The 15224-nt window shown below is 73.2% G+C and carries 15 protein-coding genes and 1 pseudogene; 3 read left to right on the top strand and 13 right to left on the bottom strand.

Going from position 1 to position 15224, the window contains the following annotated elements; genetic code table 11:
* Positions 1-8: 8 nt before the first annotated feature.
* A complete protein-coding gene (locus tag ACWCYO_RS04245) occupies positions 9-1229 on the bottom strand; it encodes a serine hydrolase (RefSeq protein WP_449783272.1) in 1221 nt (406 codons plus the stop codon).
* An 85-nt stretch (positions 1230-1314) separates the two neighbouring features.
* Here ACWCYO_RS04245 and ACWCYO_RS04240 point away from each other — a divergent pair, with 85 nt between their 5' ends.
* The 3 genes from ACWCYO_RS04240 to ACWCYO_RS04230 all read left to right on the top strand — a co-directional run bounded on the left by ACWCYO_RS04240 (position 1315) and on the right by ACWCYO_RS04230 (position 4830).
* Positions 1315-1833: an NUDIX hydrolase gene (locus tag ACWCYO_RS04240; protein WP_270141973.1), complete on the top strand. Its 519-nt coding sequence runs from the start codon at positions 1315-1317 to the stop codon at positions 1831-1833.
* Positions 1834-1943: 110 nt separating this feature from the next.
* The gene (locus ACWCYO_RS04235; RefSeq protein WP_449783271.1) at positions 1944-2819 is read left to right on the top strand and encodes a TetR/AcrR family transcriptional regulator; all 876 of its coding nucleotides are present in this window, start codon (positions 1944-1946) and stop codon (positions 2817-2819) included.
* A 139-nt stretch (positions 2820-2958) separates the two neighbouring features.
* Positions 2959-4830, top strand: coding sequence for a hypothetical protein (locus ACWCYO_RS04230; RefSeq protein WP_449783270.1), 1872 nt, complete (start codon positions 2959-2961; stop codon positions 4828-4830).
* A gap of 114 nt (positions 4831-4944) precedes the next feature.
* Here ACWCYO_RS04230 and ACWCYO_RS04225 read toward each other — a convergent pair whose 3' ends face one another.
* The 12 genes and pseudogenes from ACWCYO_RS04225 to ACWCYO_RS04170 all read right to left on the bottom strand — a co-directional run bounded on the left by ACWCYO_RS04225 (position 4945) and on the right by ACWCYO_RS04170 (position 15197).
* Positions 4945-5649, bottom strand: a complete 705-nt coding sequence (locus tag ACWCYO_RS04225) for a TetR/AcrR family transcriptional regulator (protein ID WP_333493551.1) — start codon at positions 5647-5649, stop codon at positions 4945-4947.
* Between the two features lie 132 nt (positions 5650-5781).
* Positions 5782-5976: pseudogene (locus ACWCYO_RS04220) on the bottom strand (winged helix-turn-helix domain-containing protein); the annotation flags it as partial.
* Positions 5977-6131: 155 nt separating this feature from the next.
* A complete protein-coding gene (locus tag ACWCYO_RS04215; RefSeq protein WP_449783269.1) occupies positions 6132-6842 on the bottom strand; it encodes a spermidine synthase in 711 nt (236 codons plus the stop codon).
* Between the two features lie 159 nt (positions 6843-7001).
* Positions 7002-8069: a YeiH family protein gene (locus ACWCYO_RS04210; RefSeq protein WP_449783287.1), complete on the bottom strand. Its 1068-nt coding sequence runs from the start codon at positions 8067-8069 to the stop codon at positions 7002-7004.
* A 14-nt stretch (positions 8070-8083) separates the two neighbouring features.
* Positions 8084-8665, bottom strand: a complete 582-nt coding sequence (locus ACWCYO_RS04205; RefSeq protein ID WP_270141981.1) for a cysteine dioxygenase family protein — start codon at positions 8663-8665, stop codon at positions 8084-8086.
* A gap of 86 nt (positions 8666-8751) precedes the next feature.
* Positions 8752-9657 carry a LysR family transcriptional regulator gene (locus tag ACWCYO_RS04200; protein ID WP_270150828.1) on the bottom strand — a complete coding sequence of 302 codons (906 nt, stop codon included), beginning with the start codon at positions 9655-9657 and terminating at the stop codon, positions 8752-8754.
* A gap of 154 nt (positions 9658-9811) precedes the next feature.
* On the bottom strand, positions 9812-10681 hold the full coding sequence (locus tag ACWCYO_RS04195) for an amino acid ABC transporter permease (protein ID WP_270141983.1): 870 nt from the start codon (positions 10679-10681) through the stop codon (positions 9812-9814).
* A complete protein-coding gene (locus ACWCYO_RS04190; protein WP_270141984.1) occupies positions 10678-11322 on the bottom strand; it encodes an amino acid ABC transporter permease in 645 nt (214 codons plus the stop codon). The genes ACWCYO_RS04195 and ACWCYO_RS04190 overlap by 4 nt, the downstream gene beginning before the upstream one ends.
* A gap of 12 nt (positions 11323-11334) precedes the next feature.
* The gene (locus ACWCYO_RS04185; RefSeq protein ID WP_270141985.1) at positions 11335-12246 is read right to left on the bottom strand and encodes a glutamate ABC transporter substrate-binding protein; all 912 of its coding nucleotides are present in this window, start codon (positions 12244-12246) and stop codon (positions 11335-11337) included.
* Positions 12247-12265: 19 nt separating this feature from the next.
* The gene (locus ACWCYO_RS04180) at positions 12266-12994 is read right to left on the bottom strand and encodes an amino acid ABC transporter ATP-binding protein (protein WP_449783286.1); all 729 of its coding nucleotides are present in this window, start codon (positions 12992-12994) and stop codon (positions 12266-12268) included.
* A 47-nt stretch (positions 12995-13041) separates the two neighbouring features.
* The gene (locus tag ACWCYO_RS04175; protein WP_270141986.1) at positions 13042-13287 is read right to left on the bottom strand and encodes a LapA family protein; all 246 of its coding nucleotides are present in this window, start codon (positions 13285-13287) and stop codon (positions 13042-13044) included.
* Positions 13288-13424: 137 nt separating this feature from the next.
* Complete coding sequence (locus ACWCYO_RS04170) at positions 13425-15197, bottom strand: ABC transporter ATP-binding protein (protein WP_449783268.1); 1773 nt, start codon at positions 15195-15197, stop codon at positions 13425-13427.
* Between the last annotated feature and the right edge of the window lie 27 nt (positions 15198-15224).

Here is a 15224-nt window from a genome sequence, read left to right as displayed (position 1 = left end):
GCCCGGCCTCAGGACAACCCCAGGCACCCCCGCACCGCGCGGATCAGGTTGCGCGAACGGACGTCCCCGGTGACGCCCGGCTGCATGCCGTTGGTGACGTACCCGAAGCCGAGCCCGAGCTCCGGGTCGGCGAAGCCCAGCGAGCCGCCCCGGCCCGGGTGGCCGAAGCTCGCCGGAGAGGCCATCGGCGCGGTCGGGCCGTGCCGCCAGAAGCCCAGCCCGAAGGTGGAGTTGACGATCAGCACCCGGTCCGGGCCGTTCACCACCGGTCCGACCGCGCGGGCCAGCACCTCCGGGCCGAGCAGCGGCGGCAGCAGCGTGCCGGAGCCGTCCGACCGGTCGGCCACGCCGATCAGCGCCGCGTAGAACCGCGCCACCGAGCGGGCGGTGCCGATGCCGTTCGCACCGGGGATCTCGGCGGCCTGCACCGCCGGGTCGTTCATGTTCACCCCGGGCAGCACCGAGGCGAAGGCGCGGGCGGTCAGCGAGGCCGGGTCCTGGTAGGCGTCCCGGACGGACTGCTTGGGCCGCAGCCGCAGCCCGCTCGGGCCGGTCCGGGCCGCCTCCGGGGCGGGCAGGTCGACCAGCTTGCCGACCCGGGGCGCGGCGCCGGCCGGCAGCCCGATCCACAGGTCCAGCCCGAGCGGCCGGGCGATCTCCTCGGCGAAGTACTGTCCGACCGTGCGGCCGCTCACCCGGCGCACCACCTCGCCGACCAGCCAGCCGAAGGTGTACGGGTGGTAGCCGTGCGCCGTCCCCGGCTCCCAGGCGGGCGCCTGCGCGGCCACCGCGGCCACCGCCCGCTCCCAGGTCAGCACGTCCTCCAGGCGCAGCGGCACGTCCAGCACCGGCACCCCGGCCTGGTGCGTCAGCAGCCAGCGCACCGGCACCGCGCCCTTGCCGGCCGCCGCGAACTCCGGCCAGTACAAGGCCACCGGCGCGTCCAGGTCGAGCAGGCCGCGCTCGGCCAGCAGCAGCGCGGTGGCGGCGGTCAGGCCCTTGGTGACCGAGCGCAGCACCTGGGCGGTGTCCGCCGTCCACGGCACCGCGGGCGCGGGCCGCCCGCCGACCTCGGGCCGGGCGTCCCCGCCCCACAGGTCGACCACCTTGCGCCCGCGCAGGTACAGCGCGAACGCCGCGCCCAGTTCGCCGTACTCGGCGAAGTTCCGCGCGAAGGCCTCCCGTACGGGCTCGAAGCCTTCGGCCGTCTCGCCCCAGATCTCCACCACCGCGTGCCGTCCTCAGGTCGTTCGTCGCCGCCCAATTGATCGATTCCTCGTTCGAAGCGGGCCCCGAAACCCTAACCTGTCGCTCATGACCAACCCCGCCGAAGAGCTGCTGGACATCGTCGACGAGAACGACCGGGTGATCGGAACCGCGCTGCGCGGGGAGGTGTACCGGCAGGGGCTGACCCACCGCTGCGTGTTCATCATGGTCCGCGATCCGGCCGGCCGGATCTTCGTCCACCGCCGCACCGACACCAAGCTGTTCGCCCCCGGCGCGTACGACATGTGGGTCGGCGGCGTGGTCGGCTCCGGCGAGAGCTACGCCGAGGCCGCCGTCCGCGAGGCCGAGGAGGAACTCGGCGTGCACGGCATCGCCCCGCGCCCGATCTTCAAGTTCCTCTTCCGGGAGCCCGACGGCGGCAAGCTCTCCTGGTGGTGCGACATGTACGAGGCGGAGTGGGACGGTCCGGTCTCGCCGCAGGAGTCCGAGGTCGCCTGGCACGCCTGGCTCACCCCCGCCGAACTGTCCGAGCGCCTCGCCCGCGACACGTTCGTCCCCGACGGCCTCGAGGCCTACCGCCGCTACCTGGAGCTCCGGGCCGGCTAGGCCGGGCCGGCGGATCTCGTCTCAGCGGGCCGGTCTTCGGCGGGCAGGTCCGGGCCGAGCCAGGTCAGGCCGCATGGGCCCGGGGACGGCCGCCGGATAGGCTGACGCGCATGGCCTCCCGTACGCCGTCGCCGACGGCCGACCGCGCAGCACGGACCGCCGCCGCTCCCGACCGGGGGGCCGCGGGCGAGCGGCCGCGCCGACGGCTGAGCGTGGACGAGCGGCGGGAGCAGCTGATCGCCGTGGCGCTGGAACTGTTCAGCCGACGCCCGCCGGAGGAGGTGTCGATCGACGACATCGCCGCCGCCGCGGGCGCCTCCCGGCCGCTGGTGTACCACTACTTCCCGGGCAAGCAGGCGCTGTACGAGGCCTCGCTGCGGCGCGCCGGGCGGGAACTCTCGGCGCGGTTCGAGGAGCCCATGGAGGGGCCGCTGTCGGAGCGGCTGTACCGGGTGATGGGCCGCTACCTCGACTTCGTGCAGAGCCACGGGCCGGGCTTCGCCGCGCTGCTGCGGGGCGGCTCGGTGGCGGCCAGCGCGGGTACCTCGGCGGTGATCGACGAGGTGCGCCGGGCCGCGCACGACCAGATCCTCGCCCACCTGGCGATCCCCGCGCCGAGCCCCGGGCTGCGACTGACCGTCCGGGCCTGGATCGCCAACGCCGAGATCACCTCGCTGGAGTGGCTGGCCGAGCGCTCCGTTCCGCTGGAGGAGCTGCAGCTGCACCTGGTGCAGGAGTTCGTCGCCGCGCTCACCCTGACCGCCGCCCGGGAGCCCGCGCTCGCCGCCGAGCTGGCCGCCTTCTTCGCCGACGAGCGGCCCGACGGGCCGACCGGGCGACTGGTCCAGGACCTCGCCGGGCTGTTCGCCGTCCCCGGCATCCTGGACGCGGTCACCGCGCTGGCCGCCGGGGCACCGGCCGGCGGGGCGGTGGACGAACCGTCCGCGCAGGCCACGGAGGGTTCGACCGAGGCCCCCGCGGAGTGATCATCGGGTGATCCTGCGGTTCGGCGACGACGGTGGGCTCTGATAGGAATGGGCGGGGACTTGACGGCACGCCGCCCGGGCGGGCCCGGTCCCACCCGAACCACCGACGGCAGACGGAGCAGAGCGGGGGGCTCACCAGTTGACCCAGGACGTCCAGTTCAGTGCGCAGGCCAACCCCTTCGCGGCGGCCGAGCAGGTCTGCGCGACCCTCGGCACACTCACCGACGCCCTCTTCGACGAGCACACCTCGCGCCACCCGGCGGCCGCGCTGAGCGCCCTGAAACCGGCTGAACACCCGGCCGCCGAGGCACTGTTCGGCCTGCCGCTGGCGCCCAACGGGCCGGTTCACGCGGCCCTCGACCGGCTCGGCACGGTGATCACCGCCGGCACGGCCCGGCCGGGCAACGGCGCACCGGTCGCCGACCGGGTGACGGCCGCGCTGCACCACCGCTACGGCGGCGGAGCGGTGCGCGGCGCCATCGCGGACCGGGGCACCACCTCGGCCGCGCTGTTCCAGCTGCCGGTCGCCGGCGAGTTCGCCGACGCCAAGCTGCGCCCGCCGTTCGCCCCGGCGCTGGCCGCGCTGGCGGCCGGTCAGCAGACCCGGCAGCCGGTCGAACTGGCCACCGGCGCGGGCACCGAGGTCCGGCTGGTCGTCCCGCCGGGTTTCCACCCGCTGACCTCCCCGGGCGGGCCCGCCGGGGCCTCCGCCCGCACGGTGCCCCCGCTGCCGGCCGGCGGCGAGGGGACCGCGGACGCCGACGCGGCCGACGGGCCCGACCGGGCCACGGTGGCGGCGGCCGCCGAGCTGACCGGGCACCTGGCCGAGGTCGCCGAGGAACTGTTCAGCGCCACCGGCCCGGAGCCGCGCCGCGACTTCGCGGTGATCGCGGCGACCCTGACCGACCTGATCCAGGACGCGGGCGTCCGCTACGCGGGCGTGTGCGCGCTGGACGTCGACGGGCGCGCCTCCGAGGCCACCCTGGTCATCTCGCTCGCCCGCCACCCGCTGCCGATCACCGCGTTCGCCACCGAGCTGGCCACCGTACGACGGCACGCCGAGGTCTGGACGGTCCTGCTGCCGGCCGGTCCGGCCGCCGTCCTGGTCGAGGGGCGGACCGTCCCGGTGCCCGGGCCACTGGCCGCCGACGGACAGCGTCGCTGGGTGGTCACATCGGCCGTCCAGGCCTTCGTACCGCTGCCGGACGGCGGAACGGTGCTGTGCGTCCAGCTGACCACGGCCCGGCCGGAGGACTGGGAGTTGTACACGGAGGCGTTCGCGGAGCTGCTGAAGAGCATCCAGTTCGGCTGGGACGGCGTGCCGCTCACCGCGGCGGTCGCGGCCGCGCCGGCGACCGCACCGGTGGCCGTGCCACCGCCCGCGCCGATGACCGCGCCCGCACCGATGACCGCGTCTGCCGCTCCGGCCGCCTCCCCGGTGGCCGAGGAGCCGGAGGAGAAGCCGGTGCACCTGCGCGGCACACCGGTGCGCATTCCGCCCACGGACTTCAACCCCTTCGCTCCGGTCGCGCAGGAGGAGGCGGCGGCGGACACCGCAGCCGCCGGCGCGGCGGAACCGGCCGAACGCAAGGGCACGCCGGTCAGGATCCCGCCGCCGGACTTCGACCCCTTCGGCATCGCCGGCACGGCCCCGAGCACGGACGAACCCGCTGCGCCGGCCGCTGCCGGCGGTGGTACGGCGGCGCCCGACCCGTTCGGGACGACGATCGCGGCCGAGCAGAAGCCCGACCCCTTCGGCACCACCGTCGCCGCCCAGGGCCCCGCCGTCCCGCCGCCGCCCTCGACCCCGCCGCTCATCCCGGCCCAGACCGCCCCGGTGGCCGCGCCCGCGGAGAGCGCGGAGGAGCCGGTCAAGCGCAAGGGCACGCCGGTGATGATCCCGCCGCCGGACTTCGACCCCTTCGGCATCGCCGGCACGGCCCCGACCGCGAACGAACCGGAAGCGGAGGCCGAGGCCGACGCGGAGCCGGAGCACCGGCCGTTCGGCTGACGGACGACCGCCGAGGATTGAGAACGGGCTGACTGCCAACAACAGATGACAACTGACAGATTTCAGATTTCGTTCGCTGAAATCTGTCAGTTGTCATCTGTCAGCTGTCATCTGTTACGCGTCGCCCGTCCCTCGCGCCTCGATCAGCGCCCCCAGACCGTCCAGCATCCGTGCCAGCCCGAACTCGAACAACGCGTCCAGGCTCAGGTCGATCTCCGGCCCCCGGTTCAGCGCGTCGAACATCGGGAACCGCTCCGGGTCCGCCATCAGCAGGTCGTGGTCCTCGGCGATCAGCCCGTCCATCCACTCGTCCGCGGACACCCCGCTGTCCTGCTCGGCCTGCGCCTCCCGCTCGAAGTGCACGGCCAGCCCGCAGGTGAAGGCCGCCAGGCTGACCGCTGCCTGGGCCATCTCCTCCCCGCTCAGCCCCAGGCCCGCCAGGGCGGCCATCGCCCGCTCGGTGTGCAGCGCCGCGTCGGGCGCCAGCACCGGCCGGGTGAAGGACATCGTGGACGCCAGCCACGGGTGACTCCGGTAGATCCGCCACTGCAGCCGCGAGACCTCCTCCAGCCCCGCCCGCCAGTGGGGTGCCGGCGCCCCGGGGAACGGCTGCTCACCGAAGACCTGGTCCACCATCAGCCGCAACAGTTCGTCCTTGCCCGGCACATGGCGGTAGAGCGACATGGTCGCGACACCCAGCTCGGTCGCGACCCGGCGCATCGACAGCGCCGCCAGCCCCTCGGTGTCGGCCACCCGCACCGCGACCGCGACGATCCGCTCCCGGCCGAGCTCCCGCTCCCCGCCCTTTCCCCGCCGCACCGCCGCCGCCCCCGACGCTCGCTCCGCATCACGCCCCGCGTCACGACCCGCAGCCGTGGCCCCAGTAGCCGCAGTAGCCCCACCCGCAGCCGGACGAGGAGAAGCTCCCGGCCGGGCCGCCACCACCGTCCCCACCCCCGGGACGGCCCGCACCAGCCCTTCCTCCCGCAACCGGTTCAGCACCTTGGTCGCGGTGGCCATCGCCACGCCCCACTCCTGCATGATCCGCCGCGTGGACGGCACGCGGGCGCCCGGCTTCAACTCCCCTGCCGCGATCCGGCGTCGGAGCTCCGCCGCGATCCGCTCCGAAGGCGTCCCGCTCTCCACCACAATGACCACCGCCCGCTCGACCGGCCGCACTAGTGCACCACCAGCGCCCACGCTAGCAGCAGCCGACCGCTGACCTCGGCGGAACCCAATCGACGCAGGCCCCCGGCCAGTTGACAACCACCGTCACCAACAGCGGCCTGCGGCGCCCCCGTTCAGCCGGAGCGCCGCGCCAGGTGCACCACGTCCGGCACGCCCCGGCTCACCGGGACCTCCCGGCTGACCACGTCCGTGAAGCCCGCCGCCCGCAGCGCCTCCTCGAAATCCGACGACGGCTGCGCACTCCACACCGCCAGCACCCCGCCGGGCTGCAGCCGGTGCCACAACACCGCGAGCCCGTCCGCCCCGTAGAGCCCGGAGTTGGAGTCGGTGACGGTCCAGTCCGGCCCGTTGTCGATGTCCAGGCACAACGCGTGGAAGCGCTCGCCGTCGGACGCCGCCAGGTACTCCAGCAGGTCGGTGTGGATCACCGCGACCCGCTCGTCGTCCAGCGCACCGCCGGAGAAGCCGCCCAGCGGACCGTTGCGGTGCCAGTCGATGATCGCGCTCTCCCGCTCGACGATGGCGATCCGCCCCCAGCGCGGTTCCGCCACCGCGTACGCGAGCGAGAAGCCGACCCCGAGCCCGCCGATCAGCACCGACGGCGCGGCCACGTCGGCGCCGGTCCGGTCCAGCTCGTCCAGCGCCGCCTGGATCAGCAGCCGCTCGGACCGCCCGTCTGCGGTGTCCATCAGGAAGCACCCGTTGGCGATGATCTCGTAGTGCCGTCCGCGCTGCCGCAACACCACCTCGCCGAACGGGCCCTCCCGCCGGTCGAGCGTGACGACGGCCTCGTGGCCGTCCCGTTCGGGCAGTGCGGCGGTCATGCGTCCTCCTCGACGGACTCGGCAGCGGGATCGTCCGGGTACGGGCGATCACCCGCCCGACAATAACCGAGTCGACCCGAGCCATGCCCATGAAATACAGGCCGGGCACATGAACGGGCCGGGCCCCGAAGGGACCCGGCCCGGCGCGAACCGACCCCGTCAGGTCGTGACCAGCACCCCCGCGTACGACACACCGGCGACGACCACCCACGAGCCGAGCCCGAGCAGCGCGATCCGCCCGCCGGTCCGCATCATGGTCGGCAGGTGCACCGCACTCCCCAGCCCGAACAGCGCGGCGGCGAGCAGCAGTTCCTGCGCGTCCCCGGCCAGCGTGAGCGCCCGCTCGGGCAGCACCCCGGTGGTGCGCAGCACGATCATCGCCAGGAAACCGGCCACGAACAGCGGCACGATCGGCGGCCGGCTGCCGCTCTTGACCGCACCTTCCGTACCGTCCGCCTTGGCCCTGCGCGCGTCGCGCGCGTTGCGCCGCGCCACCACGGCGACGCCCGCGACCAGCGGCGCCAGCAGCACCACCCGCATCAGCTTGACCAGCACGGCCTCGCGCAGGGCGCCCGGCCCGCCGGTCTGTGCGGTGGCGACCACCTGCCCGACGTCGTGCACGCTCGCCCCGACCCAGCGCCCGAACTCGAGCTCACCGAGCCCCAGCGGGTGCTGCAGCAACGGCAGTACGGCGATCGCCAGCGTCCCGCACAGGGTGACCAGCGCGACCGAGGAGGCGACGTCCTCCTCCTCACTGCCGGCCGCCTGGCTGACCGCACCGATCGCCGAGGCCCCGCAGATCGAGTACCCGGTGGCGACGAGCAGCGGCTGGTCCCCCGGCAGTCCGAGCCGCCGGCCCAGCCAGAGCGTGCCGGCGAAGGTGGCGGCGACCACCGTGAGCACCATGGCGACGGTGGCCCAGCCGAGGCCGAGCACGTCGTCGAGGCTGAGCTTGAGCCCGAGCAGGACGATCCCGAGCCGCATCAGCCGCTTCCCGGCCATCGACAGCCCCGGCCGGGCGACTCCGCGGACCACCGGGCGCAACCCGGGCAGATGGGCCGCCGCCATGCCGAGGACCACGGCGGCGGTGAGCTTGGGCACGGCCGGGACGGCCGCGTGGACGGCGATCGCGGCGGCCACCCCGACCGCCGCGAGCAGCAGGCCGGGGGCGTCCCCGCCGAGCGGGGGGAGTGAGCGGGTGCGGGTGGCCCGCTCCCGGAGGGTCAGTGCCACGCCGCGGCTCACCGCTCCTGGTCGGCCGGGAGCCGGTAGACCCGCCGGATGCTGGTGCCGAGCCGCGAGACGTCCGCGCCGTACACGTGGATGGAGACGGCGGTGCTGCTGCAGGCGTTGCGCACCAGGTGGATGTCGCCGGGCGGGGCGAAGGCGGCCACGGTCCCGGCCGGGCCGGCCACGTGCTCGGTCTCGACCAGTCGGGAGCTGCGCCCGTCGGAGACCAGCCGGTAGCGGGTCTCGCTCTCCTGGCCCTGGTGGACCCCGGCCACGCACCAGGAGACGTGGTCGTGGATCGGGGTGTGCTGTCCGGGCAGCCAGACCAGCGCGACGACGGAGAAGCTGCCGTCCGCCTCCGCGTGCAGGACGTGCTGACGGTAGCGCTGGGGGTCGCCCTCCCGCTGGGCGGGGGTGAGCAGCGCGTCGGGCCCGTCGGGGGCGGTGAGCAGGTGCGGGGCGAGGCGTTCGCCGACCAGGTACGCGGTGAGTTCGGGTGGCAGTCCGCGGTCCACGACGGCGCGGATCTCGCTGACCAGCGCGGTCATCCGCTCGGTGAGCCGGTCGCTGCCGACCGTGGCTGGGGGTGTCATGGCAGCAGGTTCGGACCAATAGACCCATCACGTCCAACGAGGGTTCCTAAGCATTTCCCCCATTAGCTCTTATAGGTCGAGCGGCCTCAGCAGCCGACCCGGCTCGCCGCCGCCTGCCGCAGGTGGTCCAGCACCAGTGCGGTGGCCGGGATCCGCCGGTGCTCGCGCAGCACGTACGCGGTCACCTGCCGCCGCAGGTGCGGCTCGACGGCCCGCCCGGTGACCTTGCGGTGGCACATGAAGGAGAGCACCAGCGCGGGCATCAGCGCGATCCCGACCCCGGCGGCGACCAGGCTCTGCACCGCGAGGTTGTCGTCGGTGGAGAACACGATGTCCGGCGCGAAGCCCTCCTCCGCGCAGACGTGCAGCAGGTTGGCCCGGCAGCGCGGGCAGCCGGCGATCCAGCGCTCGCCGTCGAGGTCGGCCAGCCGGACGGCGTGCCGACGGCCGAGCGGGTGCCCGACCGGCAGCAGCACGGTGAGCAGGTCCTCCATCAGGGGAATCTCGTCGAGCCCGTCCGGTACCTCGGTCGCCTGACCCGGGTAGCGGAAGGCCAGGGCGATGTCGCACTCGCCGCGCAGCAGCCGCTGCACGGAGTCCGGCGGCTCGGCTTCGAGCAGCTCGACCCGGACGCCGGGGTGCTCGGCGAGCAGCCGGGCCATCGCCTCCGGTATCAGGGTGGCGTTGGCGCTGGGGAAGGCGCAGACCCGCACCCGCCCGGCGCGCAGCCGGGCGAGCGCGGCGAGCTGCTGCTGGGCGGCGGAGAGGCTGCCGAGGATCAGTTCGGCGTGCCGGGAGAGCGCCTCGCCGGCCTCGGTGAGCCGCAGGCCGCGCCCGGCGCGGCTGAACAGCGGGACGCCGACGGTGCGTTCGAGGGCCTTCATCTGCTGGGTGATGGCGGGCTGGGTGTAGCCGAGTTCCCGGGCCGCGGCCGAGTAGGAGCCGGCCCGGACGACCTCGTGGAAGGTCCTGATGTGCCGCGAGTCGAACACCGGTTCCATGGCCCTCCGCCCGGTCGCCTTCCGCCTGCCTCCCGCAATCATAAGAGGAATTTGGAGGTACCGGCCCCGACCCCATTCGCACCTATGGTTCAGTTCCGAACCAAGCTTCCCATGCCACGGGCTCGTGACCCGGCGAAAACGGCGCTCACTGCTGCGCCGAGGGCGGCAGCCCCATCGCCACCCCGGCCTCGGCCACCGGCGCCCCGCCGCGCACGCTCGGACTGCGCCGGCTTCGCCGCTCGACCCAGCGGGCCAGCCAGGACAGCAACAGACACATGCCGATGTAGATCGGCGCGATCACGATCACCACCGGGATGAACGGCAGGTCGTAGTCCAGGTTGGTGGCGATCAGCTTGCCCGCGTGCAGGAACTCCTCGAAGGTGATCAGGAACCCGAGCGAGGTGTCCTTGAGCGCGACCACCAGCTGGCTGATGATGGCCGGCAGCATCGCCCGGTTGGCCTGCGGCACCAGCACGTACGTCATCACCTGGGTCTTGCGCATGCCCAGCGCGTACGCCGCCTCCCGCTGCCCCTTGGGCACCGCGAGCACACCGGCGCGGAAAACCTCGGCCAGCACCGAGCCGTTGTACAGCACCAGCCCGGCCACCAGCGCCCAGAGCGGCTGCACCTTGAGGGCGACGAAGACGAAGAAGATCATCACCAGCAGCGGCATGGCCCGGAAGAACTCCACCACCAGCGTGGCGAACCAGCGCACCACCCGGTGGTCGGACAGCCGCCCGGCCGCGAACAGCGCGCCGAACGGCAGCGCGAACAGCACCGTCCAGCCGAAGGCCCGGAGGGTGTTGCCCAGCCCGCGCAGCAGCAGGTCCTGGACGCCCTGGTACTCGAAGGGCTCCCACTTGGCATAGGTGAACTGGTGGGTGTGGAACAGCATGTAGACGACCCAGCCGATCAGCGCCGCGATCAGCAGCAGCGCGATCCCGCCGTACAGCCGGTGCCGGGCCAGCGCCTTGGGGCCGGGGATGTCGTACAGCGCCGAGGATTCAACGGTCATCGGGACACCGCCACTCGTCGTTCCAGCAGGTTGAAGACGGCGCTGATGGACAGCGTGATGATCAGGTAGCCGACGGCGATCCAGACGAAGGTCCAGATGATGCTGTAGCCGAGCTCGTTGATGGTCCGGTAGGTGCCCAGCAGTTCGGTGACGCTGAACGAGCCGGCGATCGCCGTGTTCTTCGCCAGCGCGATCATCACGCTGCCGAGCGGCGCCACCACCGAGCGGTAGGCCTGCGGCAGCACCACCAGGCCCATCGTCTGCCCGAAGCTCATGCCCAGGCTGCGGGCCGCCTCGCCCTGCCCGGACGGCACCGTGTTGATGCCCGAACGCATCGACTCGCAGACGAAGGCCGAGGTGTAGCAGCCGAGGGCGAGCACGGCGAAGGTGTAGAAGGGCAGGGTGATGTTGAACCGGGGCAGGCCCAGCACCACGATGAAGAACAGCAGGGTCAGCGGCGTGTTGCGCAGCACCGTCACCCACACCGTCCCGAACGCCCGCAGCGGCCGGACCGGCGAGACCCGGAAGCCCGCGATCACCATGCCCAGCACCAGCGAGAGCACGGCGCTCACCGCGAACAGCGAGAGCGTGCCGAGGAAGCCCTCCCAGTAGGTCGACCAGTTGTCGGTCAGCGTTTTCACGGCGCGGCCCTCTCAGTACCGGTCGATCGTCGGCGGGGTGGGTGCGGGTGCCCCGGACAGGCCGAGGGTCGCGTCGAAGGCCTTCGCCCAGTCACCGTTCTGCTCGTGGTGCGCCAGCGCGTCGTCCAGCGCCCCGCGCAGCACGGTGTCGTTCTTCGGCGTGCCGATCCCGTACGGCTCGGTCGAGAACAGCGGGCCCACCACCTTGAGCTCGTCCGGCACCTTGGCCGCGTAGCCCAGCAGGATCGCGTTGTCCGTGGTCACGGCGTCGACCTGGTTGGTGATCAGGTTGTCCACACAGGCCGAGTAGGTGTCGTAGCCGATCAGGCGCGCCTTCGGGTACTGCGACTGGATGCGTTGATACGGGGTCGAGCCTGCCGCCGAGCAGACCTTCTTGCCGCTCAGGTCCTGCGGCCCGTGGATGCTGTCGTCGTTCTTGCGCACCAGCAGCGACTGCCCGGCGACGAAGTACGGCCCGGCGAAGCCGACCAGCTTCTTGCGGTTGTCGTTGATGGTGTACGTGCCGACGTAGTAGTCCACCTGGCCGTTCTGCAGCGCGGTCTCGCGGTTGGCCGAGGCGATGGTCTTGAACTGGATCTTCTCCGGCGGGAAGCCGAGCGAGGCGCCGACCATCTTGGCGATCTCGATGTCGAAGCCGGAGTACACCCCGGTGGCGGGGTTCTTCTGGCCCAGGTACGGCTGGTCCTCCTTGGCGCCGACCACCAGGTGGCCCCGGTTGCGGGCGGCGTCCAGGGTCGGCGAGCCGGTGATCGAGCCGTCCTGCACCTGGTAGGTGGGCAGCGCGCTCGGCTGGGGTCCCTTGGGCGGCGGGGTGCCGGGCTTTCCGCAGCCGGCGGCCAGCACGGCGAGCAGCAGGACGGCGGCGGTCAGCCGACCGCGCGCCCGCGCGGCGGGCGTGGTCATACGGTTCACGGCGCCGCCCTCAGTGCTTCAGGATCTTGGAGAGGAAGTCCCGGGCACGCTCGCTCTCGGGGGCGCTGAAGAAGTCCTCCGGGGCGCGGTCCTCGACGATCCGGCCGTCGGCCATGAACACCACCCGGTTGGCGGACGCCCGGGCGAAGCCCATCTCGTGGGTGACCACGACCATCGTCATGCCCTCGCTCGCGAGCTGGCGCATGACGTCCAGCACCTCGTTGATCATCTCGGGGTCGAGCGCCGAGGTCGGCTCGTCGAACAGCAGCGCCTTGGGGTCCATCGCCAGCGCGCGGGCGATCGCGACCCGCTGCTGCTGGCCGCCGGAGAGCTGGGCCGGGTACTTGTCGGCGTGCGCCGAGAGGCCGACCCGCTCCAGCAGCGAGCGGGACTTGGCGTCCGCCTCCGTCTTGGCCCGGCCGCGGACCTTGATCTGGGCGAGCGAGACGTTCTGCAGCACGGTCTTGTGCGCGAACAGGTTGAAGGACTGGAACACCATGCCGACCTCGGCGCGCAGCTTGGCCAGTCCCTTGCCCTCCGCGGGCAGCGGCTGGCCGTCGATCAGGATGGTGCCGCGCTCGATCGGCTCCAGCCGGTTGATCGCCCGGCAGAGCGTGGACTTCCCGGAGCCGGACGGGCCGATCACCACGACGACCTCGCCGCGGCCGACCGTCAGCTCGATGTCCTGCAGCACGTGCAGGTCTCCGAAGTGCTTGTCGACCCCACGCATCTCGATCAGCGGGGTGAAGGCCGAGGAACCGGTCGGGGCCGGTTCGGGGGCGGTGGTCACCGGGCGCGCCGTCCCTTCATCAGCCAGCCCAGCACGCCACCGGCGACCAGCGTCGCCAGCAGCGCGATCCAGAGCGGCGCGGTCACGGTGAACACCCAGAACTGGATCTTGACCTTTTCGAGGTTGGCGAACAGGAACCACACCGCGAGGATCACGATGACGACGATCCCGATGTACCGCGTGGGGATCCCGCCGATCTCGCTGCGCTGGGGGCGGGACGAGCCGTCTGAAATCTTGGTCACCGGAGCAGTCTGCTGGCCGGGCTGACGATTTGCCCGGTTACGCGCCTATCCGGGCCATGGAGTAACCCGCACGGGGCAATCCGGCCCCGCACGGGTTTCGAACCCCCGTTACACTGCCGCCCCCGCCGAGCGGGTCGCTAGCGTTCGTCCCGCCAGGAGCGCCAGAGCGCCGCGTACGGGCCGCCGGCCGCGACCAGCTCCGGGTGGCTGCCGTACTCGCTGATCCGCCCGCCCTCGACCACCGCGATCACGTCCGCGTCGTGCGCGGTGTGCAGCCGGTGGGCGATGGCGATGACCGTCCGGCCCTCCAGCACCCGGGACAGCGAGCGCTCCAGGTGCCGGGCGGCCCGCGGGTCCAGCAGTGAGGTGGCCTCGTCCAGCACCAGGGTGTGCGGGTCGGCCAGCACCAGCCGGGCCAGGGCGAGTTGCTGGGCCTGCGGCGGGGTCAGCGAGGTGCCGCCGGAGCCGACCTCGGTGTCCAGCCCCTCCGGGAGGGCGTCAACCCAGGCCCCGGCGTCCACCGCTTCCAGCGCGGCCCGCAGTTCGGTGTCGTCCGCCTCGGGCGCGGCCAGCCGCAGGTTGTCCCGCAGGGTGCCGACGAACACGTGGTGCTCCTGGTTGACCAGGGCGACCTCCGACCGCACCCGCTCGGCCGGCATCCGGGACAGCGCCGCCCCGCCGAGGGTGACGCTGCCGCGGCCGGGCGCGTAGATCCCGGCCAGCAGCCGCCCGAGGGTGGACTTGCCCGCCCCGGACGGGCCGACCAGCGCGACCCGGCTGCCCGGGGCGACGTCCAGGCTGATCCCGTGCAGCACGTCCGCACCCTCGCGGTAGCCGAAGCGGACGTCCCGGGCCTCGACCCGGCGCCCCTCCGGACGGGCCGACTCGTCGCCCTCGTGCTCCGGCACCTCGTGCACGCCCACCAGTCGGGCCAACGAGGCCTGTCCGATCTGCAGCTCGTCGTACCAGCGCAGGATCAGGTCCACCGGGCCGATCAGCATCTGGGTGTACAGCACACCGGTGGTCAACTGGCCGACGGTGAGCCAGCCCTTGAGGGTGAACAGCCCGCCGACCAGCAGGGTGGCCAGCACCGCCGAGGAGTAGACCGCTTCGATGGTCGGGAACCAGACCGAGCGCAGCCACAGGGTGTAGCGCTCCCAGGCCAGCCACTCGCGCAGCTTGCGGTCCGTCAGCCGGACCCGCTGCTCGCCCAGGCGCAGCGACTCGATCGTCCGCCCGGCGTCCACCGTCTCGGCCAGCACGTTGCTCACCGCCGCGTACCCGGCCGACTCGTTGCGGTAGGACTGCGGGGCGCGCCGGAAGTACCAGCGGGAGCTGGCCAGCAGCAGCGGCAGGCCGACCAGCGAGGTCAGCGCGAGCAGCGGCGAGGTGACCAGCAGGGCGCCGAGCACCAGCAGCAACGACACGACCGCGACGGCGAGTTCGGGCACCGCCTCGCGCACCGACTTGTCCAGCCGGTCGATGTCGGTGGTCCCCCGGGAGACCAGGTCCCCGGTGCCGGCCCGCTCCAGCACGCCGGTCGGCAGCGCGACCGAGCGGACCAGGAAGTCCTCGCGCAGGTCGGCCAGCACCCGCTCGCCGAGCACGGCCCCGCGCATCCGCGACCAGCCGGTGAACGCGGACTGCACCGCGAGCGCCAGCAGGTACCAGCCGACCGCCACCGCGATGGTGGCCTCGGCCGTACCGGTGGCCAGCGACTCGACCAGGTTGCCGAGCACCCAGGGCCCGACCAGCCCGGCCAGGGTGGCCACCGAGTGCAGCGAGACCACGGCGGCGAACCCGCGCCGGTGCCGCCGCGCCAGCAGCCCCAGGTATCCGCGCACGGCGGCCGGGGAGCCGACCGGCAGGGTGGTGGCCGGCCCCTGTTCCTGATGGACGGGGGGCTTCATGAAGTACTCCTCGTTCGTCGGGCCGGA

This window comes from Kitasatospora sp. NPDC001683 (assembly GCF_053596495.1).
Note: the sequence above shows the minus strand (reverse complement) of the source record. Positions and strands in the feature narration are given on the sequence as shown.

Coding starts and splice junctions, on each gene's coding strand:
- ACWCYO_RS04240 (WP_270141973.1), top strand. CDS start 1,315: ATGACCAACCCCGCCGAAGAGCTGCTGGACATCGTCGACGAGAACGAC.
- ACWCYO_RS04235 (WP_449783271.1), top strand. CDS start 1,944: ATGGCCTCCCGTACGCCGTCGCCGACGGCCGACCGCGCAGCACGGACC.
- ACWCYO_RS04215 (WP_449783269.1), bottom strand. CDS start 6,842: ATGACCGCCGCACTGCCCGAACGGGACGGCCACGAGGCCGTCGTCACG.
- ACWCYO_RS04205 (WP_270141981.1), bottom strand. CDS start 8,665: ATGACACCCCCAGCCACGGTCGGCAGCGACCGGCTCACCGAGCGGATG.
- ACWCYO_RS04195 (WP_270141983.1), bottom strand. CDS start 10,681: ATGACCGTTGAATCCTCGGCGCTGTACGACATCCCCGGCCCCAAGGCG.
- ACWCYO_RS04185 (WP_270141985.1), bottom strand. CDS start 12,246: ATGACCACGCCCGCCGCGCGGGCGCGCGGTCGGCTGACCGCCGCCGTC.
- ACWCYO_RS04170 (WP_449783268.1), bottom strand. CDS start 15,197: ATGAAGCCCCCCGTCCATCAGGAACAGGGGCCGGCCACCACCCTGCCG.